Source organism: Bartonella sp. W8122 (genome assembly GCF_016102485.1).
Classification (GTDB): domain Bacteria; phylum Pseudomonadota; class Alphaproteobacteria; order Rhizobiales; family Rhizobiaceae; genus Bartonella; species Bartonella apihabitans.
Map to the genome: position 1 here is coordinate 2,136,177 of NZ_JACFOO010000001.1, position 24,386 is coordinate 2,160,562.

General features: G+C 46.3%; 19 protein-coding genes and 1 pseudogene. 11 read left to right on the forward strand and 9 right to left on the reverse strand.

The window, feature by feature from the left end:
- Positions 1-155 precede the first annotated feature (155 nt).
- Positions 156-1,061 (forward strand): metallophosphoesterase, encoded by a 906-nt coding sequence (locus H3S83_RS09305; protein WP_198239501.1) that lies wholly within the window; start codon positions 156-158, stop codon positions 1,059-1,061.
- Positions 1,062-1,800: 739 nt separating this feature from the next.
- Here H3S83_RS09305 and leuA read toward each other — a convergent pair.
- The 5 genes from leuA to H3S83_RS09330 form a co-directional block, all read right to left on the reverse strand.
- On the reverse strand, positions 1,801-3,498 hold the full coding sequence (gene leuA / locus H3S83_RS09310) for a 2-isopropylmalate synthase (protein ID WP_198239502.1): 1,698 nt from the start codon (positions 3,496-3,498) through the stop codon (positions 1,801-1,803).
- A 374-nt stretch (positions 3,499-3,872) separates the two neighbouring features.
- Positions 3,873-4,448 (reverse strand): NUDIX hydrolase, encoded by a 576-nt coding sequence (locus tag H3S83_RS09315; RefSeq protein ID WP_198233194.1) that lies wholly within the window; start codon positions 4,446-4,448, stop codon positions 3,873-3,875.
- An 8-nt stretch (positions 4,449-4,456) separates the two neighbouring features.
- Entirely contained in the window at positions 4,457-5,365 is a 909-nt protein-coding gene (locus H3S83_RS09320; RefSeq protein WP_370541372.1) for a cation diffusion facilitator family transporter, read from the reverse strand.
- Positions 5,365-7,545 carry an anthranilate synthase gene (locus H3S83_RS09325; RefSeq protein WP_198239504.1) on the reverse strand — a complete coding sequence of 727 codons (2,181 nt, stop codon included), beginning with the start codon at positions 7,543-7,545 and terminating at the stop codon, positions 5,365-5,367. The genes H3S83_RS09320 and H3S83_RS09325 overlap by 1 nt, the downstream gene beginning before the upstream one ends.
- 900 nt (positions 7,546-8,445) lie before the next feature.
- Positions 8,446-9,507 (reverse strand): small ribosomal subunit Rsm22 family protein, encoded by a 1,062-nt coding sequence (locus H3S83_RS09330; RefSeq protein WP_198239505.1) that lies wholly within the window; start codon positions 9,505-9,507, stop codon positions 8,446-8,448.
- Positions 9,508-9,664: 157 nt separating this feature from the next.
- Between H3S83_RS09330 and choX the strand changes: the two are divergent.
- The 4 genes and pseudogenes from choX to H3S83_RS09345 all read left to right on the forward strand — a co-directional run.
- Positions 9,665-10,561 (forward strand): annotated as a pseudogene (gene choX, locus H3S83_RS11495) (choline ABC transporter substrate-binding protein); the annotation flags it as partial.
- Between the two features lie 9 nt (positions 10,562-10,570).
- Complete coding sequence (gene choW, locus H3S83_RS11500) at positions 10,571-11,422, forward strand: choline ABC transporter permease subunit (protein WP_225868370.1); 852 nt, start codon at positions 10,571-10,573, stop codon at positions 11,420-11,422.
- The gene (locus H3S83_RS09340) at positions 11,422-12,462 is read left to right on the forward strand and encodes a glycine betaine/L-proline ABC transporter ATP-binding protein (protein WP_198237581.1); all 1,041 of its coding nucleotides are present in this window, start codon (positions 11,422-11,424) and stop codon (positions 12,460-12,462) included. The genes choW and H3S83_RS09340 overlap by 1 nt, the downstream gene beginning before the upstream one ends.
- A 12-nt stretch (positions 12,463-12,474) precedes the next feature.
- Positions 12,475-13,290: an RNA methyltransferase gene (locus tag H3S83_RS09345; protein WP_198224134.1), complete on the forward strand. Its 816-nt coding sequence runs from the start codon at positions 12,475-12,477 to the stop codon at positions 13,288-13,290.
- Positions 13,291-13,522: 232 nt separating this feature from the next.
- Here H3S83_RS09345 and mnmA read toward each other — a convergent pair whose 3' ends face one another.
- Positions 13,523-14,719 carry a tRNA 2-thiouridine(34) synthase MnmA gene (gene mnmA / locus H3S83_RS09350; protein WP_078039803.1) on the reverse strand — a complete coding sequence of 399 codons (1,197 nt, stop codon included), beginning with the start codon at positions 14,717-14,719 and terminating at the stop codon, positions 13,523-13,525.
- Between the two features lie 343 nt (positions 14,720-15,062).
- Between mnmA and H3S83_RS09355 the strand changes: the two genes are divergently transcribed.
- Together H3S83_RS09355 and H3S83_RS09360 are read left to right on the forward strand one after the other, a co-directional pair.
- A complete protein-coding gene (locus H3S83_RS09355; RefSeq protein WP_075868936.1) occupies positions 15,063-15,338 on the forward strand; it encodes a DUF1153 domain-containing protein in 276 nt (91 codons plus the stop codon).
- A gap of 88 nt (positions 15,339-15,426) precedes the next feature.
- Positions 15,427-15,735: a hypothetical protein gene (locus H3S83_RS09360; RefSeq protein WP_198239506.1), complete on the forward strand. Its 309-nt coding sequence runs from the start codon at positions 15,427-15,429 to the stop codon at positions 15,733-15,735.
- A 532-nt stretch (positions 15,736-16,267) separates the two neighbouring features.
- Here the strand turns inward: H3S83_RS09360 and H3S83_RS09365 are convergent.
- Positions 16,268-16,654, reverse strand: coding sequence for a flagellar export protein FliJ (locus H3S83_RS09365; protein ID WP_077972215.1), 387 nt, complete (start codon positions 16,652-16,654; stop codon positions 16,268-16,270).
- A gap of 588 nt (positions 16,655-17,242) precedes the next feature.
- On the opposite strand from H3S83_RS09365, the gene ctrA reads away from it, so the two are divergent.
- Positions 17,243-17,944, forward strand: a complete 702-nt coding sequence (gene ctrA / locus H3S83_RS09370) for a response regulator transcription factor CtrA (RefSeq protein WP_077972217.1) — start codon at positions 17,243-17,245, stop codon at positions 17,942-17,944.
- A 455-nt stretch (positions 17,945-18,399) separates the two neighbouring features.
- Here the strand turns inward: ctrA and chpT are convergent, their stop codons facing one another.
- Entirely contained in the window at positions 18,400-19,029 is a 630-nt protein-coding gene (gene chpT, locus H3S83_RS09375; RefSeq protein ID WP_198239507.1) for a histidine phosphotransferase ChpT, read from the reverse strand.
- Positions 19,030-19,294: 265 nt separating this feature from the next.
- Here chpT and H3S83_RS09380 point away from each other — a divergent pair, with 265 nt between their 5' ends.
- From H3S83_RS09380 to H3S83_RS09390, 3 genes are all read left to right on the forward strand, one after another.
- Positions 19,295-19,888 carry a DUF1134 domain-containing protein gene (locus tag H3S83_RS09380; protein ID WP_077972221.1) on the forward strand — a complete coding sequence of 198 codons (594 nt, stop codon included), beginning with the start codon at positions 19,295-19,297 and terminating at the stop codon, positions 19,886-19,888.
- A gap of 27 nt (positions 19,889-19,915) precedes the next feature.
- The gene (locus tag H3S83_RS09385; protein ID WP_198239508.1) at positions 19,916-20,740 is read left to right on the forward strand and encodes a hypothetical protein; all 825 of its coding nucleotides are present in this window, start codon (positions 19,916-19,918) and stop codon (positions 20,738-20,740) included.
- A 571-nt stretch (positions 20,741-21,311) separates the two neighbouring features.
- On the forward strand, positions 21,312-22,634 hold the full coding sequence (locus tag H3S83_RS09390) for an NCS2 family permease (RefSeq protein ID WP_198239509.1): 1,323 nt from the start codon (positions 21,312-21,314) through the stop codon (positions 22,632-22,634).
- Positions 22,635-23,254: 620 nt separating this feature from the next.
- On the opposite strand, the gene H3S83_RS09395 is transcribed toward H3S83_RS09390, so the two are convergent.
- Entirely contained in the window at positions 23,255-24,373 is a 1,119-nt protein-coding gene (locus H3S83_RS09395) for a DegT/DnrJ/EryC1/StrS aminotransferase family protein (RefSeq protein ID WP_198224126.1), read from the reverse strand.
- Positions 24,374-24,386: the final 13 nt, after the last annotated feature.

The following is a 24,386-nucleotide window of genomic DNA, read 5'->3' on the forward strand; positions in this document are numbered from 1 at the left end:
TATCTTTCAAGGATTTCAGGTAAATAACTGTCTCTTTTTGCTGCTATTTATAGCTTTACAAGCTATTCTCCACCTTTATTTGCCATCTTTGTCTTTATAATCTTTTCTTTCCGGACCGTTGTTGTTTTTTTGTTGCCTATTTTTATTGTCTCGCTATGTTCAGTGGAATGTTTCACTTGGCTCATATATCCGACATTCATTTGTCGCCGCTTCCAGACCCTCGTTTTTTCGAGCTCATAGGAAAGCGTTTAACCGGTTATATTAACTGGAAGAAAAACCGTACCGGTGAAATGGGACGGCAAACACTTGATGCTTTGATGGAAAGTATCAAAGAAAAACAGGCTGACCACCTCGTTATTTCCGGAGATCTCGTCAATCTCTCTTTGCCGAAAGAATTTGCTGCTGCAAAAGATTGGCTTGTGGCGCAAGGCCCTGCAAGCGATATTTCACTGACCTTCGGCAATCACGATGCCTATGTGGGGGGTGCTTTCAGAAAAGCTTGCAAAACCTTTCGCCCGTGGATTACCAGCGAAGAAGCCCATGCATGGAGTGCCGTTTTCCCCTATATGCGCATTCGTGATCAGGTGGCTATTATCGCGGTTTCTTCAGCCATTGCCACACCGCCTTTTTTCGCAACCGGACGTTTTGATAGCGCTCAGGCCTATCATCTGGCTGATCTTTTACGTGAAGCAAAAGAACGCAATCTTTTCAGAATGGTGATGATTCACCACCCGCCCTATAAAAATGCAACTTATTGGCATAAAAAATTATGGGGCATTGAACGTTTCCAGCGCGTCATCAAACAATATGGTGCCGAACTTATTCTCCATGGACATACCCATGTTCCCTCTCTTGAACATATTGAAGGGAAAGAACGTGACGTTCCGGTTGTCGGCGTTGCTTCGGCTTCACAAGCTTTTGGCGGCAAAAAGCCTCCTGCCAATTACAACTGGTTTACAATTGATGGTGATTGCGAAAGTTGGCATTGCGGTCTTGAACGCTATACTATCGTCAATAAAGAGAACGAAATCCACTGCACCGAAAAAGTTCCGCTTTTTTAGTGCATTCGATTTAGTGCATTCGGGCAAAAGGCCTGACAGCAATTTTCCTGTAACGAGCTGGCACCGAGCGGGTTTAAAATAATTCCGCGTCAAAATAATGATAACGCGGTATGAAACGGCGTTGCTTGACCGTGAATATATCCTATTGTGAGTTGGATTTCATATGCTCACAAAACTCATGAAAAATAGACGGAACACCGATATTTTGAAGCAAAATTTTTGCCCAAGAAAAGACGAAAAATCCATATAAAGCAAAGCGTTGGCCTTGATTATAATTATCGCTTGGCTTTCATGTCTATCGATTGCCATGTTGTTAATAGATATTTCGCGTGGCTCACTGAAATCCCCTATTTTTCCGGACTTTTTGTGGCGATTGCTTTGTCACTCTGGTGAGGCGCAATTGCTCCCGATCGTTTTTTCGTTATCTTCCCTTTTTCGACCGCTCTGTTTTTCGTAGCGAATAATAAGCGTGGTTTGTCCCCCCTATTCAGAGGGCTACATAAGGTGAATTAAGTGTTTTGAAGTGGTGAGAAAGGCTACAGGCTGAATAAGCGTTCTGGAACGGCTTTTTGACGAGACTATTCAACCGTCCGCTGGCGATTTCAAACTTCCGCTGGCAATTTGTCAAAGGCCGGTTACTATTCTCGCGTTATCACGATTTTCGAGAATTTAGTGGGGTTCGAGAACTTAACGGGCGGCAAGGTCAAGACATGATGTCTTTATTGCCGCCCGTAAAACATTAAAGTTTCAACCGGTTAACCGCCGAAACGATAGCATCGAGCGAGGCTGTTGTAATGTTTTCATCAATAGCAACGCCGAATATTTTGCCTTCCGGATAGGCTATTTCCATATAACAAATGGCTTTTGCATCCGAACCGCGTTGCAAAGAATGTTCCGAATAGTCAACGACCGAAAGCTTTTTATCAAGATATTTGGAAAAAGCATTGATAAAGCCGTCCACCAGACCGGTACCGCTTCCCTTGATGGTTTTTTCTTTTCCATGATCGGTAATTGTTGCCGTCACATCAATGCGACCTTTTTCCTTCGGGTCTGCTTTGGTTTTATAGTCGACAAAACCGAAACGGCCATGGTTCTGCTTGACATAAGTCTTGACGAATTCGTCATAAATCCGCTTCGACGGCAATTCTTTGCCTTCTTCATCGGTAATATGTTGGATAACATCGCGAAATTCGATTTGCAAAGCGCGCGGCAGGTTCAGACCGTAATCCGATTGCAGAATATAGGCAATGCCACCTTTGCCCGATTGCGAATTGATGCGGATAATGGCTTCATAGCTTCTGCCGACATCTTGCGGATCAATCGGCAGATAAGGCACTTCCCACAAAGTCTTATTGGACTTTTTCATTGCCTTCATGCCTTTATTGATCGCATCCTGATGCGAACCCGAAAAAGCAGTATAAACCAATTCACCAACATAAGGGTGGCGTTCCGGAATTCTGAGCTGGTTACAATATTCATAGACTTCCTTGATTTTCTCGATATTCGAGCAATCAAGTTCCGGATCAACCCCTTGGGTAAACATATTCAACGCCAGAGCGACAACGTCCACATTGCCGGTGCGTTCACCATTTCCAAACAGTGTCCCTTCAACACGGTCGGCACCGGCGAGCAGGCCCAATTCGGTGGCCGCAATGCCGCAACCACGGTCATTATGCGGGTGCAGAGAAATCAGAACACTGTCACGCCGGTCAATATTTCTTCCCATCCACTCGATTTCATCGGCATAGATATTGGGAGTGGACATTTCAACCGTAGAAGGCAAATTCAAAATCATTTTATTGTCGGGCGTCGGATTGACAATTTCGATGACGGCATTCGAAATTTCCAGTGCAACTTCAAGCTCGGTACCGGTGAAACTTTCAGGCGAATACTCGAAACGATAATGTTTACCGGCTTTGGCGGCCATATCCATGACCATTTTTGCAGCATCGGTCGCAATTTTTTTAACGCCTTGAACATCTTTTCCGAACACAACCCGCCGTTGCAATTCACTCGTTGAATTGTAAAAATGCACAATCGGGTGGTTGGCTCCTTCCAGCGCCTCGAATGTGCGGGTAATCAATTCCGGACGGCATTGCACCAGAACCTGCAAGCTCACATTTTCAGGAACATTGCCATGTTCGATACACCAGCGCGCGAAGTCGAAATCGGTTTGCGAAGCCGATGGAAAACCGATTTCGATTTCCGGAAAGCCCATTTCCAAAAGCAAGCGGAACATGCGTTCTTTACGGTCTTGCCCCATAGGGTCGATCAAAGCCTGATTGCCATCACGCAGATCGACAGAACACCAGATTGGCGCTTTTTCGATGCGTTTGTCAGGCCATTGGCGATTTTCCAATGTCACTTGCGGGTAAGGTTGATATTTTTGCGATGCTGTCGGCATGCCTTTTTGTGAAAAATTCGGGGAAATACTCATGATCTATGCTCGTCTGAAACACCGGTAACCGGTTGATATTTTAAAATGAAGATTGTTGAAGAGGAGCATTTACGCCGGCAGGTAACGACCGCCGGGCGCCCCTCACCGGCCCCGGCAGTCGCTCATAAGCCCGAGAAGAAGCAAATTTGAAGGCAAAGCACAAAAGCCCGCATCGCTAATGCGGTCAAAATCCAATAATTTTTGTGCGCCATAATTTTTCATGAGCGAAAATATGACATAGCTTTTTTTCAAGTGCAACCCGTTTTATCAAAGCTTCACCGGTTCGTGTTCAAAATTGCGCTTCTTGCCACTCAAGGCCATGCTTTTCGTGATTGAGACCTAAAATTCAAGTTTTGCAATTCAATAGGCACGGTTCACAATTTCAATCGGTGACTGAGCTCGTTAATCAACAGAGCTGTCTTCATGTCATTGATTTGTCCTTTTTCGTTAAGCTTGATTGCCTCTTCAACACTCATTTCAACAATATCGAGATTTTCTCCTTCATTGGCGAGCCCTCCGCCCGAAAAACGGTGGTCTTGCGGGCGATAGCGGGCAAGATAAAGCCAAAGCTGCTCGGTTGAAAATCCTGGGGTTGTAAAGCCTTTAAAAACCAGTTCGAGATTATGGATCTGGTAGCCTAATTCCTCTTTTGCCTCGCGCAGCATGGTTTCATCGGCCGATTCGTCTTTTTCTATGTGGCCGGCACAAGCTTCCAGCACATACATGGAACCGGATGCAAGATAAACAGGTGCACGAAACTGCTTGACAAAAAGCACTGTTTTTCTTTCCTCGTCATAAGGCAAAACGGCAGCTCCATTGCGATTATGGTAGGTTTCACGCTTTACTGTTCTCCATTCGCCGGCAGCATCTTGCTGCTCATAGGAAACGGCTGTCAGTTTTGTCCAATGGTCGGATAATACAGTTTCTTTCAAATTTCTGATTTTTAACATAATGCTCCTCATGCAATGGGAACGGCAGTGGTTCCCTTTGGCAGTTTTGCTTCCTCTTCCGGTTCGATATGAATGACAATACGTGCCTTTTCGATTTCTTGTTTCAGAGCATCTTCTATTCTGTTGCATATATCATGGGCATCTCCTACCGTCATTTTGGAAGGAACCACCAGATGGAATTCGATAAAGGTGATCTGACCGGCCACACGTGTGCGCAAATCATGCGCTTCAATAGCACCGGCTGCATGGCTTGAAATAATGTCCCTTATGCGCATTGTCTCTTCAAGCTCGACACCGACATCCATCAAGCCTTGTACCGAATTGTTGATAACCTTCCAGCCTTGCCAGAGAATGTTCAAGGCCACAATAATGGCAAGCACAGGGTCGAGAATGGCCCAACCGCTCAAGATTGCGGCAAGAAGACCGGCAAGCACACCAAAAGAGGTAAAAACGTCGGTCATCAAATGCATACCGTCGGCTTTCAATGCCGGAGAATGGGAAATCCTGCCCTGTTTTATTAAAACCAAGGCCCAGATTGCATTAATGACACTGGCAAGGAGGTTGATTGCGAGCCCGTAGCCCGGTTGTTCAGGCAAATGGGTCGAAGTAAGCAATGGCCATGATTCATGCAAGATCATAATGGCGGCGACAAAAATCATCGCCCCTTCAAGAATTGCCGAAAAATATTCTGCCTTGGTATGGCCGAAGGGGTGATCGTTATCGGCCGGTTTCATGCTGATAAGGATGGCAACATAAGCAGCAATTGCCGCAATGACATTGACAATCGACTCCAGTGCATCGGAATAAAGAGCCACCGAGCCGGTGATATAATAAGCGAAATATTTGAGCGCAAAAACAACAATGGCAACAGGGATAGACCATATTGCCAATTGTTTCAGCCTTGAATTCGCATCTATCATTGCCATGCTTTCTTAATTAGTCTTGAAACAACATTTTCAATGATTGCCATTCCGACATTTCCACCAAGGCTCATAATTGATTCGGGATGGAATTGGACAGCAGCAATCGGCTGGCTTTTATGTTCGATTGCCATAATAACACCATCTGCGGTTTCTGCTGTTACGTTAAATTCGGAAGGCAAGCGGCTCGGGTCGGCAAAAATCGAATGATAGCGGCCAACCGTTATTTCTTTCGGCAAATCCTTAAACAGCAGGGTTTTGCCGGTAATATGAATGCGTGACGGTTTGCCATGCATCGGTTGATCAAGCACCCGAAGGCTGCCGCCGAAAGCTTCTGTCAATGCTTGCAGCCCCAGACAAACGCCGAAAATCGGAATTTTACGCGCCCTTGCTTTATTGATTGTGTCTTCACAGTTGAAATCTTTCGGTGTTCCCGGTCCCGGTGACAAAACAACAAGATCGGGATTGACCGTTTCAAACACTTTTTCATCCACCGGACTTCTCACCGTTGTCACTTTCGCGCCCGTTTCACGGAAATAATTGGCAAGCGTGTGCACAAATGAATCTTCATGGTCGACAAGCAGGATATTGATACCCGTGCCGGGTTTTTCTTTCTCCTCCCTGACCGCCTTTGGCAAAGGTTTGGCACTGTCACGGATAGCGGCAATCATGGCTGAGGCTTTCAGTTCTGTCTCTTTTTCTTCCTCTTCCGGAATGGAATCATAAAGTAATGTTGCGCCTGCTCTGACCGATGCCACACCATCCTTGATGCGCACGGTGCGAAGAGTGAGCCCCGTATTCATGTCGCCATTAAAGAAAATCATGCCGATAGCACCCGCATACCATGCACGCGCACTTCTTTCATGGTTTTCGATAAAACGCATAGCCCACAATTTCGGTGCACCGGTTACAGTCACAGCCCATGCATGGGACAAAAAAGCATCGAACGCATCAAGCCCGTTTCGCAAGCGCCCCTCAATGTGATCGACCGTGTGAATAAGGCGCGAATACATTTCAATTTGCCGGCGCCCGATGACCCTCACCGAACCCGGTTCGCAAACACGGCTTTTGTCATTACGGTCAACATCCGAGCACATGGTCAATTCCGACTCATCCTTTTTGGAATTGAGCAAAGCCAATATCTGTTCGGAATCGGCAATGGCATCCTGCCCACGTTTGATTGTTCCGGAAATCGGGCAGGTTTCAACCCGCCTTCCCGTCACCCGAACATACATTTCAGGCGAAGCGCCAACGAGATATTCCTGTTCTCCGAGATTTATAAAGAAAGAATAGGGAGATGGATTGGTAAGTTTCAATCTTCTGCTGATTGCCGAAGGACTTGCCGGACAAGGCTCGTAAAATGTCTGCCCCGGCACCACCTCGAAGAGGTCGCCGCGCTTGAAACTTTCTTTGGCTTCCCTCACCAAAGCGGCATATTCGCCCTTTTCATGATCGCCTTTTTGCGGAACCGCTTTGGCTGCTTTAAACGGCTTTTCTTCGGTATGACGAATTAAACCTTTAGTTGTTTTTTTCTCTTCGGAAAATTCGTAATTCTCTATCCATGCGCGTGCCGAATAATGGTCGACAATGAGAATGGAATCCGGCAGATAAAGCACCATATCCCGCTGGTCGTCAGGACGTTTTATTTTAAACTCGATGGGCTCGAACTGGAACGCAAGGTCATAGCCGAAAGCACCGTAAAGGCCGAGACTCTGGTCTTCTGTCGAATGGAAAATATCGCAAATAGCCCGCAACAGAGAAAAAACCGATGGCATACGGGAGCGTTCTTCCTCGCTGAAGACACGACCCGGTTTTTTGACCGTAATTGCCAATTTGTTGGAGGTGCGCTCTGTTGCTTCCACCGCGTCAAGAATTTCAAGGCGTGGCTCGATCATATCAAGGATGATTTGACCGCGCTCGTTGAGCGCCTCGATTTTCATCACCCGCCCGCGCGAAGTAATGGCAATTGGCGGGTCGATAATGCCGGAATCCCACCGCGTATAGCGCCCTGGATATTCATAGTTTGAAGAAAAAATTGCCCCACGGTGGCTATCAAGTGCATCAACCATTTTGTCAATTGCACTTTCATAGGCAATATTCTCGCAAGAACGGCTAACTTTTATGTTCCCTTTCGTGCGGTATTCAAAAGCTTTTTCACCAGCCATGTTCTTTTCCATATTTAAAACTCCGTCCTGTTTTGAAGGTCACCACCGGAACGGAGTATATAAAAAAGGCCGCCCGGTTTTCCGTCGCGACCTTGTCCTGAATTTTGTGCACAAACAAGCTGAGGCCGCTAAAAGCAACCCCACCACCAGATCATGAATGTACGTTTATTGTTCATGGAAATCCTTTTAACCTGTCCGATATTCTATAGCAACAGAAAACAGCAATAATGAAAAAGAGATGAGCTTTAACCTCTTTTTGTCAAGAATAGAGGATGAGCCAATTTTTGACCGATAGCACTCATCCCGATAATGAAATTATTAAAATTGCCTTGAACTGCCACTGTTTGTCCGACACTATCGGGTTTATTCACCCGCCTTTTGAACAATCATTTTTTTGGCTAAACGTCTCAGCCTTTTCTTCTGTGCTGACGGAAATGCTTTTTCCTGAAAATCCGGCTTTTTTCGCCCGTCAATCGTCAACCTGAACCGGATTTTGAACCAACAAAACCACTCATAGATCGGGATAGGCTTCGGTGAGAAGACTTGCTCCCAACAATCAGGTCAAAGCCCACCTTTTTAAGTTATTGGTTCTCTCTTGCCGATTTCTGGAATGAAGAAGAAAAACCGCTCTTGAAATATTTCTTCACAAAAATCGAGGCTTTTTAGCAAATATAGATTGGATAAATACATAGCGGTCGAAGCAATAAAGTGCAAAGTCTATTTACAAAAAAAGAAAAGTCCGGGCATTGGGAACCCGGACTTTTCTCCCCCTCTTAAGAAAGGGGGGACACAGGCGTAGGAAATAGCGGGGGACCTAAACACCTGTAACCAACACAACCAGAACGTGGGTTCTTTAGTGCGGTGATTTCAAATATAGAGGAGGGGCTAAAATAGTCAACAATTTTTTACAACCTAAGGTTTTATATTTTCAAATCTGGATCCCCATTCCACACGCCTCATCAGGCTATATAATTTCTTGTTCTTTTTCGTTGAGATTTCAGTGTTTTTTTCGCCATTTGGCAAGCAAAGCGAAATATTTATTCTTCCGCTTGAACGTTGTGGACGCGAAAGGATGCGACAATATTGCACATCCGGCTTTTTTTCTGACACGGCAAGATAACAATACTTCTCGTCTTCAAAGGGAACAACTGCCTGTTTGGCTAGCTTGTGCATGCGCGAACGTTCAACCCTGACAGAGAAATGGCACCAGTCGGGAGATTGAACCGGACAGGTCAATTCATGCGGACAGGGAGCGAGGATATGGGCAGATTGTTCGAGTAATCTTTGGCGTTGACGCATCAGCCTTTTAAAACCGGCAGGCGTTCCGGGTTCGACCAGCAAAAGCACACCAATAGTTTTTTCCCAAAGTCTGTCGACAAGAAAATCCTGTGTTTTTTCTTGAAGCTCGTCGAGTACGTAACTTGCCGTGACAAGATCGGCTTTCGGCAATTTTTCACCGGAAAGCGTGGAAATATCGGCTTTTTGCCAATTGGTTGAAAAGGTGGTTTGACAATCGTTTTCAGAAGAAGCTCCGCGGGACAATTCGTCGGATTGTCCGGCGGAAATATCGGGTTCTTCTTCGTCATTCAAACGGGAAAACAATTCTTTGCCAATAGCGATAATGTCATTGCTTTGCTCGACAAGCGTTGCCTTTTTAAGAGACGGAAAAATTCGGCTTGCGGCAAAAACGGCAGTCCCCGGCCCCGCTCCGACATCAAGCTGGCTAGACGGCAAAAAGGAAGGGCATATATCAGCCACTTCATCAAGTGCGGAATAAACCGCGCCATAGGTTGCCGGAAAGCGCGCTGCAATATAGCCGAGAGCCGCATTTTTATCGCTTATATGCATTTTCCCGTCCAGCACTTCATCGCGATAGCGTCGGGTGAGCCGGTTTGACGCTTTTTCGAGTTCGGACGGATTTGTCTGTTCGAAAAGCTCGTCGAGTGCGCTTCTCAAATTGGCAGGAAGTTGCATGATAGGATTCCGTAAATAAAAGGCTTTTCTTGTGAACCTTATTTCATTCTTTGTTGAAATAGTCTAACCCCATCCTTAAGCTGTATGCTGCGTAATCATGGAGTAGCCCGAAACTTTGTCAGGCATTTTAAAACAGATAGCTGTATTTTTCGTAAGCTTGTTTCTGATTGTAGACGCAGGATATGCAGCCGCGCCTTCGAGCGATCCGCAAACATGTAAAATGGTGCGCTTTGCCGATACCGGTTGGACCGATATTTCCGCGACAACAGCGATTGCCACGACACTACTTGAAGCACTGGGTTATAACACCGAAACAAGGATTTTATCGGTTCCGGTTACCTATGCTTCGCTTTCAAACGGCGATCTCGACGTATTTCTCGGCTATTGGAACCCGTCCATGACGCCCGATTTCAAACCTTATCGGGATGACGGCAGTGTCGAACTTCTTCGTTACAATCTTGAAGGCGCCAAATATACCTTGGCTGTGCCGCAATTTGTCTACAACAAAGGCTTGAAAACTTTTCAGGATATAAAACGCTTTGGCCCCGAACTCGGCTATGCCATTTACGGGGTCGAACCCGGCAATGACGGTAACCGGCTCATTCTTTCTTTACTTGCTGATTCCACCTTCGGACTTTCCGATTTTCACATTGTTGAAACATCCGAACAGGCGATGCTCGCCGAAGTCGAGGCGCGCATTGAGGAACAACGGCCTATCGTTTTTTTAGGCTGGGAACCGCACCCGATGAATATGCGCTTCAAAATGGCCTATCTTTCAGGGGGCGACAAATTTTTCGGGGAAAATTTCGGCAATGCCAAAGTGGGCACGAATATCCGCCGGAATTATCGTACAGACTGCCCGAATGTCGCGCATTTTCTCGGCAATCTCACCTTTGATGTCGATATGGAAAACCGCTTGATGGATAAAATCCTCAATAGCGGAGAGGCTCCCGAACAGGCCGCCCGTTCCTTTCTCGTCGACAATCCGGAAAGAGTGAAAGTCTGGCTCTCCGGCGTTACCGCTTTTGACGGAAGCAATGCTAATCGCGCCGTCGAGAAAGCATTGAAATCACCAGCCAACGAAACACATTTTGCCTATAAAATTCCGGTCGGGGAAACAGCAAATATCGTTGTCGAATTTTTGAAAGAGCATGGCGGGCTCTTTTTTACCGCCCTTCGTGTCGGACTGGGGAGCTTGTTGAAAGCCACATTGGCACTGTTATTGTGGCCAAATCCTTTATTGTTGATTGCTTTTTTATGTGTCCTTGCCTTTGCCATACAGAGAAACTGGCGGGTCGTGCTGCTTACCGGACTGGGGTTCCTGTTCGTCATCAATCAGGGTTACTGGGTTGACACCATGGAAACCATAACCCTGCTCTTCTGGTCATGCATTCTTTGTATGGGAATAGGTGTTCCCGTTGGCATAGCCTGCGCCCATCGGCCCAAAGTCTATCGTGTGATACAGCCCATTCTCGACCTTATGCAGACATTGCCAACCTTTGTCTATCTGATACCGGCTATCATATTTTTCCGCATCGGCATGGTACCGGGATTGATCGCAACAATTATCTTCGTGCTCCCCGCCCCCATAAGGCTCACCCAGCAGGGTATTGTCTCGACGCCGAAAGCCTTGATTGAGGCAGGCAAAGCATTCGGTTCAAACCGTCGTCAAATTTTATGGAAAATCGAATTTCCCCATGCAATGCCGGAAATACGCGCCGGAATGACACAAACCATTATGCTTTCGCTTTCCATGGTGGTGATTGCCGCAACTGTTGGCGGTAATGGGCTGGGTGTCAAAGTTTACCGTGCCCTCCAGCAACATGATGCTGCCATGGGCTTTGAAGCGGGCTGCGTGATTGTGGTGGTGGCCATTGTCCTTGACCGCTTGTTCCGTCCGGGAAAGGTACGCTAATGGCCAGAGTGATTATCGATCATGTGAGTGTGGTTTTCGGCAATCGCCGCAAGCAGGCGCTTGATCTTGCAGATCAGGGTGCTTCACGGGCAGAAATAAAAGATTTAACCAATACCGTGCTTGGTGTCCATGAATGTTCACTCGACATTGCCGAAGGTGAAACGCTGGTTCTAATGGGGCTTTCCGGTTCGGGAAAATCGACTTTGCTGCGCACCATCAACCGTTTGATAAAGCCGGTTGAAGGCAATATCTATGTTGGTAACGCGGGAAAAGAAATTAATGTCACCACCGCGTCGAGTGATGAACTGCGTTATGTGCGCACGCGCCTTGTTTCTATGGTATTCCAACAATTCGGCCTTTTTCCATGGCGCACCGTTGCCGATAATATCGGCTTCGGCCTTGAAGTGGCGGGGGTGCCAAAGAAGCAACGTCAGGCCATTATTGCCGAACAGCTTGATCTCGTCGGGTTGAATGAATGGGCAAACCGCATGGTGACCGAGCTTTCCGGCGGTATGCAACAAAGAATCGGCCTTGCCCGTGCTTTTGCAACCGGCGCACCGGTGCTACTAATGGACGAGCCGTTTTCAGCCCTTGACCCGCTTATACGCAACCATTTGCAGGACGAGCTTCTGGAACTGCAAAAGCGGCTCAATAAAACATTGATCTTTGTGAGCCACGACCTTGATGAAGCCATCAAAATGGGCAACCGCATCGCCATTATGGAAGACGGGCGAATCTTACAATGCGGAACAGCACAAGAAATCGTGCTAACGCCCGCTAATGAACATGTCGCCAATTTTGTACGCCACATTAATCCGTTGAGCTTTTTAACAGCCCGACAGGTCATGCGCCCCTATAATTTCCAAAATGGTGATATTTCAGTTGCAGCCATGGCAAAACCTGATACGAGTTTACCTGATCTCATCAGTGTTTGTGACCGGAAAAATGGAGCAATCGGTGTGGCTGAAGACGGACGTGTCATCGGCGTAATTACCGAAGAAGACATCATCCATCATCTGGCAGAACACCAGAAACGGTGATAGGTGTGTTTTATGAGTTTGGATATTACGACAATAAGCGATGTTGATGATCCTCGTCTTGCTCCCTATCGGGATATCAAGGAGCGGGATCTTGTCGGTCGTGAACATCATTTTATTGCCGAAGGCAAAGTTGTTTTGTCTGTTCTTTTGCGCTCCAAACGCTTTGAAGCACAGTCACTGCTTGTTGCAGCAGCCAAGCTTCTGGGATTAATGCCGGTCTTGGATGCAACAAAACCCACCTGCCCGATCTATTGTGTCCCACAAAAAATCATGGACGATATTGCAGGCTTCAACGTGCATCGCGGCATTCTCGGCATTGGAGAACGTGTAAGCACCCCGACACTTGATGAATTTCTGGCGGGGTTACCGGAAAAAGCACTGGTTCCGGTTTTATGCGGCATTTCCAATCATGATAATATGGGCTCGATCTTCCGGAATGCTGCGGCATTTGCAGCCGACGGCATCATCATCGATAAAACCTGTTGCGATCCGCTCTACCGCAAAGCCATTCGCGTCTCGGTGGGGGCGGCACTAAAAGTACCCTATACACAAGGCGAAGATATTAAGACTATTCTTGCAGCTCTTGAAAAGGCCGATTTCCGTATCTATTCGCTTTCTCCGGCCGCTTCAAACTATTTGAAAGATGCCGAAGTTGCAAAAAGAACCGCGCTTGTTTTCGGGACAGAAGGCGAAGGCTTGCCGGGTTTTGTGTTGAAAGATACCGAAACCTTGCGCATTCCCATTGCCTATGATTTTGACAGTCTGAACGTTGCCACTGCAACCGGACTGGCACTTGAACATTTTGCCGATTTCGACAAACTGAATTGAAAACAAACACAAAAAAGCTTTTTTACTGATAAACGAAAACATCGGTGCAAAAGCGCTAAAAACACCCGTGTAACAGTGTTACAGTGTATTCGTTTTGCCGGATTTTTATCGGGAAATTCCCGTTAGTGGGCAATCTTATATCCGGATCATTTTTTCAAACAAGAAGATAATAGCAGAGACATGATTGCCTCTGCTTTTATTGTTGTTTTTGCTTTTCAATATTGGACGCTGATCAGGCAGCCGTGTTTTCACGCGATTGATCGAGCAAATTTTTAAGCATCGCTTCGGCACGGGCGTCCCGCTCCGAACGGGTAATGAAACCGCCGCCCAGAACACGGGCATCATTGCTTTCATTATCATAAAGAACGCAAGCCTGCCCCGGAGCAACGCCGGTTTCACCTTCCAATAGTTCAACCGTCAGAGCGCCGTCCTCATATTTGAGTATAGCGGGTCTTGGCGGGCGTGTGGAGCGCACTTTGGCGGCAACTTCAATTCCCTCTTCGGGGAATTCATCAAGATTTTCATCGCCAAGCCAATTGGTATCACGCAAAAACAGTTTACGCGTTTCAAGTGCTTCTCTCGGCCCAACAATGACACGGGAATTTTCCGCATCAAGATAGACAACATAAAGCGCTTCACCGGTTGCAATGCCAATGCCGCGACGTTGACCAATGGTATAATTGACAATACCCGCATGGCGACCAAGAATGCGCCCGTCAATATGGACAATCTCTCCCGGATTGGCAGCCTCTGGACGCAATTTGGCAATCACATCCGAATAGCGCCCCTGGGGCACAAAACAAATATCCTGACTGTCATGCTTGGATGCAACAGAAAGTCCCATTTCGGCAGCAATTTCGCGAACATGGGGTTTTGCCAGATCACCCAAAGGAAAACGCAAATAGTCAATCTGTTCCTGCGTTGTGGCAAAAAGGAAATAGCTCTGGTCACGATTGGCGTCAACCGGCCGATATAATGCACGGTGCGCACCATTAGGGCGACTTCTTATATAGTGGCCCGTTGCCAGAGCATCAGCACCAAGATTTTTTGCCGTCACAAGAAGATCGGCAAATTTCACTGTCTGGTTGCAGGCAACACAGGGAATTGGCGTTTCGCCATGGGCATAGCTATCGGCAAAAGGATTGATCACCGCTTCACGGAAGCGGGCTTCATAATCCAGCACATAATGGGGAATACCCAAAGTTTCCGAAACACGCCGCGCATCCTCGATATCCTGACCGGCACAGCAGGAGCCGACACGGTGGGTCGCAGCACCATGATCATAAAGTTGAAGAGTGACGCCGACAACATCATAGCCTTCTTTTTTCAACAATCCCGCAACAACGGACGAATCGACACCACCCGACATGGCAACAACCACACGTGTATCCTCGGGACGTTTTGGAAGATCAAGACTGTTGAGAGACATAAACTCACCTTCTAACTCATAGGACGGTTCGTTAAACTATATCGTGTTTTTAACGACACAACACAACCGTCGTCTCGAAAAAGAGATTATAAATCGAGCATTTTTTAAAAAACTCACAACCCCAGTTTATAAAAAAACAAAAAAAAATAAAGTAGCGTTTTTTGTTCAAGTTTGTTTGATTGCAGTAAAATTTATCTAACATTATGATTTTTCTATCATTTTACAAACGAACACAATTTTGCGCCTGTGTATTTGTTAAATTTTCCTTTCCGGCGGTTTAGCTCTTTTTTAAAGCTCGGCGGTTATTGTCGCTTCAGGTCCTTGAATAAGAGTAGAGAGTACAATGACCGAGTTAGTAAGAACACGAGTAAAATACGTTATTGGCCCAGATGGGAGTCCACTTACGATCACCGACCTGCCGCCAAGCAACACACGGCGCTGGGTTATCCGTCGCAAAGCCGAAGTAGTAGCCGCTGTCAGAGGTGGACTGCTCAGTCTGGATGAAGCCTGCCAACGTTATACATTGACGGTGGAAGAATTTTTGTCCTGGCAATGCTCGATTGATGAACATGGTCTTGCCGGTTTACGTACAACGCGTATCCAGCAATACCGCCATTGATAAGCATGACCCATTTTGCCTTCAAGCGTAAATAAAACAACCGTTTCTTGAATTTCAGGAAACGGTTGTTTTATATTCCGGCAAATTCATGAATTGTCGGGCGACATGTTTCCTGAAACCGGACAGCCCACTTGCTAACGAAAATGGCAAGCCGCAAAACGAATCTTCCGTGCTTAACGGTTCACTCTGTTTATCCGTCATGTTGGCAAATAAAGTAACGAGCCCTCACCATCATTTGCCATCACTTGCTATCGCTATCGCTTGCCCATCACTTGCTTGCGCCGCTCCGGTTTGGCAGAAATTTTCTTCATTGCGGTTGTTTTCCGCGCTTTGTCAGGCAGCAACTCCCCAACAATTCCGTATTTTCGTTTTCTTGATATTTATAACGGGAAAATAATCCTTCCGGCTTTTTGTTGATCAAAAAGACAAACGGGCGAACGATAAAAATAAATGGCGAGAGACACGCAAAACCACGCGTCAAGTGAAGCTTCGGGAAACACAATTCTGCGCACGCAAATACACGCCGATGCACGGTTCAATCAATACACCAATCCAAGATTGAACGGTGGGATAAAACGGTGATTGGCCTGAAACAAGAATAGTCAACACAATGCGCTATCTTTTCCCGTTTATGCGTGTCTATCGGCTTGATCAGCGTATAGCGTGTATTCACAGTGTCAGCCTATATCGACTCAGCCTATATTGACACCGAGGGCTTCAACCGGCACTCTTGGCGTCTATTGTTTTCATAAACGGAGTTTTGAGCTTTTATGTGATGAGAACGCCTTTCGAGACCGCAAGCACTGTCCCGATGGCGTTTGACTATTTTAATGACAAAAAGCCGGAGTCCGCTTTAAAAACTTCCGTCTTGCCGGATTCCGCTTTGCCAGATTCGGTTTTGCCAAATTCTGCTTTTTGAGGGGAAGACCTCAACCGATCATTGATCGACTTTGGACAAATACCACGTCTTCACTGGGAAGAGATTTGCCATCACGTTCTTCCAAAGCTTGAGCGCGTTCAAGTTCCGCCTCAAGCTCATGCAGCTTCATTTCACCGGAAGCCTTCTGGATTTGCAAATCACGAATGGAATTGATGAGATTTTCACGTCGTTGACGGGCGGCACGTGCAAAGGTGGGATAGGCAAAATGGTTGACATCGGTGATGCCCGATTTGCGTTCTTCATTGGCAATTTGCGTTTCGAGTTCACTTGCCATACGGTCGAATTCACTCATCATCATATCGAGTTGAGAAATCTGGCGGCGTTTTTCGCGCACCTGAAACATTTTCAACCGAACCACACTTTCACGCGGTTTCATACGCAATACTCCCTGACTACCGTGAACAAACACTGTTCACGCCTTTATACTCTTACACACGACCGGAAACCGGTTTCTCCCTTCGTGTCCCACAAAGAGACCATGGAAAACTCCATGGAAGCTCATGCTCCTTAAAAACCCGTATGGAGCTGCGATAACAAGCTTTCTTAACCAATTGTTTACGGTCTTTGAGCACTATAGCGGAAGTCCCTTAAAGCTCGGTAAACAAAAGACCTTTTTTCGAATTCGAAAAGAGTGAATCGAAAGAGTCAGTTAGAGCGATTTCTTAAAGTAAAAATTAAGCATAAATCTTTAGCTTTTATATCCATGAATCAACGGACTACAACGTTTTTTTCAGAAAAATTTATTAACTTCTTGCCAACAAGAATCATATTTTGTTAACCATTTTGGTGCAAATTGGTTAATGAAGGCAACGAATTGTTCTGACGCTGCCGAAGTAAAAAATCGTGTTTGAGTTAATGCCATGATTTTATGGTGTTTTTTAAATTAACTGCACAATAGTCGGTGCAGAAATTTGTACGGACTCTGATAACGCCTGATTCGGCAAGTGGAAAGGGGATATAGGATATGCGCGTATTATTGATTGAAGATGACCACGCGACAGCGACAAGCATCGAGCTTATGCTCAAATCGGAAAGTTTCAATGTCTACACGACAGACCTTGGAGAGGAAGGTGTAGATCTTGGAAAACTTTATGATTACGACATCATATTGTTGGACCTTAATTTGCCGGATATGTCCGGTTACGAGGTTTTGCGCACATTGCGCCTTTCCAAAGTGAAAACACCAATCCTTATCCTTTCCGGTATGGGTGGTATTGAAGACAAGGTACGCGGTTTGGGCTTCGGTGCCGACGATTATATGACAAAGCCATTTCATAAAGACGAACTGGTCGCTCGTATTCATGCTATTGTTCGCCGCTCGAAAGGTCACGCCCAATCGGTAATTGCAACCGGAGATCTGGTTGTCAATCTTGATGCCAAAACAGTTGAAATCGGTGGCCATCCGGTTCATCTGACCGGCAAAGAATACCAGATGCTCGAACTTCTTTCATTGCGTAAAGGAACCACTTTAACCAAGGAAATGTTCTTGAACCACCTCTATGGCGGCATGGACGAACCGGAACTCAAAATTATCGACGTTTTCATTTGCAAATTGCGCAAAAAGCTGGATGCCGTTTCAGGCGGTGTCAATTATATCGAAACGGTTTGGGGACGCGGTTATGTGCTGCGTGAACCAAATGAAGAACCGATGCGCGAAACTGCTTGATTTTTCAACACTTTCATCTCTTCAAAATTGAATCATCATGCCGGAGTTTTTTCCATTCGGGAAAAGTTCCGGCATTTTTTTGCCAGTAATTTTTTTGGCACCAATTTTTTAGGCAGAAATCGTTTGTGGGCGGCAATTTCTGTCTTTTTGCCAGAATTTTCAGTCTTTTTATTTGTGCTTTAAAAAAATTGCCGTCCCGATTTTTAAAAACCGGTACCGGCTCGCCCCCTGAGCTTTAAAAGCTGTTCCGACCTTAAAAAGCAATTTTAACCGGATAAATTTTGTCGCTGTTCAATTTTGTAAGCGGCAAAATTTTTTTAAGATCAGACGGCTTTTTCCAACTAAAAACCGGCATTAACCGCTTTTTCGGTCAATACCGGTATTTTGTGCGTGGTTTATCGCCGAGTTTCAGCTTCTTTGACCGGACTGGCTTTCCGGTCAGAAATTTGGTCGGCTCAGCCTGCTACAATGGTAATAATTTCTGGCTGTACCTGAACTTTGATCGGCATATTCGACATTTGCGACAATAAAAGAGCGTAATAGAACTGGACACTATGGGCATCAATCGGTTCTTCCGGTACCTGCCCATTATATAATTCGAGGAATTTTGGCGGCACACGCAACATTTTTCCACTTACCTTCAACTGGAAAAGGCGTTTTCCGCTGTTCTCGCCAATCTCGACAACAATATCACCACCGCGCGGAATGGAAAGATTTGCAATCAGAACGAGATTGAGCAAAAGCTTGACTTCGTTCTTCGGCAAAAGCAGGCGTGGCGCTTTCCAGTCAAGATTGCCTTTTTCATTTTCCATGTAATTTTTTGCCACTGTCTCGGCATCGCCACTGTCAATTTCGCTTCCTGCCGAACCGGCGGCTCCGAAAGCAATACGGGCAAATTGCAATTTGGACGATGCATTGACCGCCGACATGCGGATAAGTTCAATCGCGTCTTCCTGTGCATCGGCTTCGTCATAAAGTTCAATCCCATTATTGATTGCCCCGACCGGCGAAATAAGATCATGACAAATGCGGCTGCATAACAATGCGGCAAGATCGGCAGGGCTTAATGTAACGGCTAGTGGCATAATAATTGGAACTCCAGAATACTCTTTTTCCCGTTCCTTAAATCAAAACCCTTAAGATTCCATGGACAATTTTTCGTTTTTGATTGTCCGGAAAACACACAAACTTCCTTAAAACATGCCTTTTTGGCCAAATCTTCCGGTCCTTTTTCAGTGTTTTTATGGTTTTTAAGAATTTAAACAACTTTGCCCGCTAGAATCAGAAGAAACCGGATCTTTGCTTACGTCAAGATTCAAACCATTGAGTGACCAGAAGAGGTGAAACAATATGTTCCGTTCCATCCAAATTCAGTGGCGTAAAGTCGTTCTTCTCTTTGCGTTGGCTTTATTTACAAATATCGGATTGATACCGGCGCAGGCTCAAACCCAGCAGCAAAACGGGCGCTATTCGGCACAGGAAATTATTGATTCCGGCCACCGTTTTTTTGGTGATGCAGCAGGTAGCATGGCAACCGGAATTGAAAAAGTATTTGCGAAATACGGTTTGCCGAATGGCTATATTCTGGGTGAAGAAGGCTCCGGCGCCATTATCGGCGGCCTTACCTATGGAGAGGGAACGCTTTACACAAAAAACGCCGGTGACCATAAGGTTTTCTGGCAAGGCCCGACAGTCGGCTGGGATATTGGTGGTCAAGGGTCGCGACTGATGATTCTGGTTTACGAGCTTGATAACGTCAATAATCTTTGGGGACGCTATGCAGGTATCTCTGGTTCAGCTTATTTTGTTGCAGGCGTAGGCTTTCATGTGCTTAAGAAAGGAAACATCCTTTTGGTACCGGTCAGAACCGGTGTTGGCGCACGTTTGGGGGTCAATATCGGTTATCTGAAATTGACACCGGCTGCCACCTGGAATCCGTTTTAAACTTTTGTCCGGCTCCCGAGGCATTTTATGCTTATCCAATCGGTACTGTTTTTCATTCTTGGCGTTGCAGCCACAACCTTTGTTCTTATTCTTTTATCGCCGACAATCTGGCGACGTGTGCTTTATCTAGCCCGTCAGGCAATTGCCGCCGAGGTACCGCTTTCCCTCACCGAAGTCGAGGCAGACAGGGATTTTCTACGTGCAAAACAGGCGGTTGAGCTCGTAACGCGCGATGAAAAATTCGAACATCTCAGCGAAAAATTTGCCACTCAGAAACGTGAACTCGACCACGCCAAAGAGGAGCTTTTCCGTCTTGGTGATGCCGAACACCGTGCCGGACTGCTTGCCGAACAATTGGCAGACCAGACCGAAGAACTCGAAACCGAGCGGCAGCTTACCGCCACACTTTCCGCCAATAAAGGCAAGGAACTTGCCGAAATCCGTGATCTGTTGCAACAGGAAAAGCAGGCGAGCCACGCTGAGGCGGACCGGACTAACCAGTTAAAAGCACTGGAAAAAGAAGTCGCAACTTTGAAAGAAGAAGTCGCGGCCGCAAAAAAGGAAGCCTTGGCAAATAAAACCACCAAAACCGATATGGAAAATCTCAGGCAGGAAATTTTGAACACTGCTGCAAAATTCACCGCAGAAGTAGCAATTTCCGAAGGTCAATCCTCCCCCATACCGGAGCTTGTTGAAAAAGTTCGCGATAGAAAAAGTCTGGCAGCACGCATAAAAAAAGAACTGAACAACCACAAAAAACAATCCGGTGAAAGCACTGCAAAAGTTGCAAAACCCGCTTCCCGTAAGAAAACGTCAACACGTAAAAAAACAACCAAATCGGCACAAAATTGAAGTCTCTCCCGCTCAAACGGCAAAGTGCCGGACGCTGTGAAAATATTGTTGAATGACAATTTTACTGGAAAGTTTTTCGTAAAAGAGCATAAGCTCACCGAAAGAGCTTTGATGAAACCTTTCTTTTCAGACCAGTGCTGAAACCCAACAGCCGGTCTTTGAAAACGGATGCATGATAAACCGCTAATACGAATCGGATAGGGAAAAGAAAGTTATCCGTCATATTTTCCGGTTTTTATTTTTTCTTCGGAGAGTTCGAAAATATCGTTTCTTTACTGAAAGCCTCCTGAAGAGAGGCTCATTCAACAGCCCGCCACACGCCAAAATGGGTTGCTTGATCTTTTGGCTTCAGCGCTTTCGCCCCTCTACACACAAAAAGAAATTTTCCGACAAAAGAGAAAGCTGTGAATCAAAGGCGATAACTGTGCTTTGAAGACTTCTCCCCTTATAGCCTAATGCCGACAAAATGTTATAAAAGGCTAACTGGTTCAGCACCCGCAACAGGGTTTTGAGTGGCGGTAACAAAATAGCAAAGCCACCTTGAAAAACAGTTTTAACAGGGATCGGTAGGATGCTCGAAAAACTATTTCACTTGAAAGCGAACAATACGCGTACCGGAATTGAAATTGGTGCCGGTCTTACAACTTTTTTGACCATGTCCTACATCCTTGCTGTCAATCCCACTATTCTTGGCGCTGCCGGAATGGATAAGGGGGCGGTTTTTGTTGCGACCTGTATTGCTGCCGCGGTCGGCTCTTTCATCATGGGGTTGCTTGCCAATTGGCCGATCGGCATGGCGCCGGGTATGGGGCTCAATGCATTTTTTGCCTATTCGGTTGTCATTACTATGGGCTATAGCTGGCAACAGGCTTTGGGAGCGGTTTTCCTTTCGGGCATTGTCTTTCTGATATTGACAGCAACCGGTGTCAGACAATGGCTGATTGCCGGTGTGCCAAAGTCTTTGCGCAGTGCTATCGGTGCCGGTATCGGCATGTTTCTTTCCATTGTGGCATTCCAGAGTGCGGGCATTGTTATTAATAATGATGCCACTCTGGTGGGGCTTGGCGATGTAACCAAAGCGGGACCTGTTCTTGCCGGTATCGGGCTTTTTATTATTGTTGCCCTTGATGCTTTCAAGATACGCGGCGGCATTCTGATTGGTATTATTGCTGTAACCATTCTCTCTTTCATCTTTACCGATGACGGCTATAAGAGTTTTCAAACTCTGGTTAGTTCAGGCGGAATTGCGCTTCCTCCTTCTGTTGCACCGACCTTTCTTAAGCTTGATATTCTGGGTGTACTGCATACCGGCATTTTCCATGTGCTTCTGGTTTTCGTGCTGGTCGAAATATTCGACGCCACCGGCACACTTGTCGGCGTTGGCAAACGCGCCGGTCTTATTCCCGACGACAAACCCAATAATCTCGGCCGCGCACTTTTTGCCGATAGCACGGCCATTCTTGCCGGCTCCCTTATCGGAACCAGTTCGACCACCGCATTTGTTGAAAGTGCCTCGGGCGTTGCTGCTGGCGGGCGCACAGGACTTACCGCCATCACCGTAGGTGTGTTTTTCCTGCTCGCTCTGTTTTTTGCTCCTGTTGCGCTTGCTATTCCCGCCTATGCCACCGCACCGGCATTGATTTTTGTTGCCTGTCTGATGATGCGTGAATTTGCCGAAATCAACTGGGACGACATTGTCGAAGCGGTGCCGGCAGCACTTACCGCGCTTTTGATGCCGTTTACCTATTCCGTCGCCAATGGACTTGCCATCGGCTTCATAAGCTATGCTATTTTGAAAACAATTACCGGCAAATGGCGTGATGTTCACCCCGCAACGTGGATTATCGCTCTCCTCTTCATCATACGTTTTCTGATGGAAGGCGGAGTGTTCTAAAACGGCTATTCCGTTCTTCCGCCCTTAAAGCAGGGTTCCTAGAATGGATAAACGTTCTCCCCCTTATTGAGGCGGGGATTGCGGAGGGCTGATGCCCTCTCGCGCTTGTCTGCAATAGAGCACTCGCCAATTTTTGGCCTCTAAAATCTTTCCGGTTGTCAGGCACATAGCGCAGGTTTTTATTCGAGTGCTTGGTCTTTTCCAAGCTTTTGCTTTTCATCCATTCATTGAACAGCCTGCCCGAATTCTGAAATCAATAAAGCTGAACGAGTTTTTTTGGGGGACCAAAAGCGGGCCTCAAAATTTGCGGCCAATCTTTTGTTGAATGAGCGATCTCATCCGCTGTCTTTTCACATGTGATAAATGACAAGGGTGACGAGAAGTTCATCAAGAGGAATGGAAAAGCTAAGCCCAATGAAAAAGACGTTTTTGAGACGAATAAATTCATTACGCGATAAATTTATTATCCGATCAATTTGCTACGTTATAAATTTGCTATGTTTTAAATTTACAGCCCGATAAATTTTTTGGAAATAAAAAAGACCGGTATGAAACCGGTCTTCTTCTTTTATTCTCAATCGCTATTCCCGATCGTTCGGTCGGTGATAGCAAAGCTATTCTCACTTGCCACAAAATTCCCGGATCAAGCCGATAATTTTGTCCTGATCGCTTTCCGGCAAATAAGGATGCATCGGCAAGCTCAAAACGTGATCGGCTGCATGTTCGGAAACCGGAAGGCCACCTTTGGCTTGCGGGAAATGACGGTAAGCAGTCTGTAAATGCAACGGCTTGATGTAATAGATCATGGATGGAATACCGGCATTTTTGAGGTGCGCCTGAAGCCCGTTACGGTCTTCTACAACGATTGTGTATTGGGCAAAAGCCGAGCGCGACCCTTTTTCGATTTTTGGGGTTTTGACAACATCTTTCAAACCGTCGCTATAACGTTTGCCGATAACAGCGCGTTTTTCCATCTCGTCTTCAAGAATATCAAGCTTCTGCAACAAAATGGCAGCCTGAATGGTATCAAGACGCGAGTTCAAGCCGATGCGGACATTGTCATATTGGGATGAACCTTTGCCGTGGAAATAGATTGAACGCAGACGTTCGGCAAGGTCATCATCATCGGTAAACATTGCCCCGCCATCACCATAGCAGCCGAGCGGTTTTGCCGGATAGAAGCTTGTTGCGCCAACATTGCCGAAAGCCCCACACATGGCATTTTCATGTTTTCCGCCAATGGCTTGTGCGGCATCTTCAATGATAAACAGGTTTTCTTTGGCAGCAATTGCCGAAATTCTATTAAAGTCGGCAGGAAGACCGAAGAGATCAACAGGAATGATCGCCCGTGGTGTGAGGCGGCCTTCTTTTTTGATCATTGCAATGGCTTCTTCAAGTTTTGCCGGATCCATATTGAAAGTATCGGGCAGAATATCGACAAAAACCGGTTCTGCGCCGGTTAATGCAACAACTTCGGCGGTTGCGGCAAATGTAAAGCTTGGGCAGAAAACAGCATCTCCCGGTCCGATGTTTTCAGCCATAAGCGGCATCAACAATGCGTCAGTGCCGTTTGAGCAGCCGATCACATGTTTAACGCCGATATAATCGGCCATACGTTTTTCGAATTCTTCGACTTCCGGCCCGAGAATATATTTGCCACTTTCAATCACATGGGCAATAGCCGTATTGATTTTATCTTTAATACGCGCCCTTTGCGCTCCAAGATCTATAAATTGCATATTCACTCCGTTG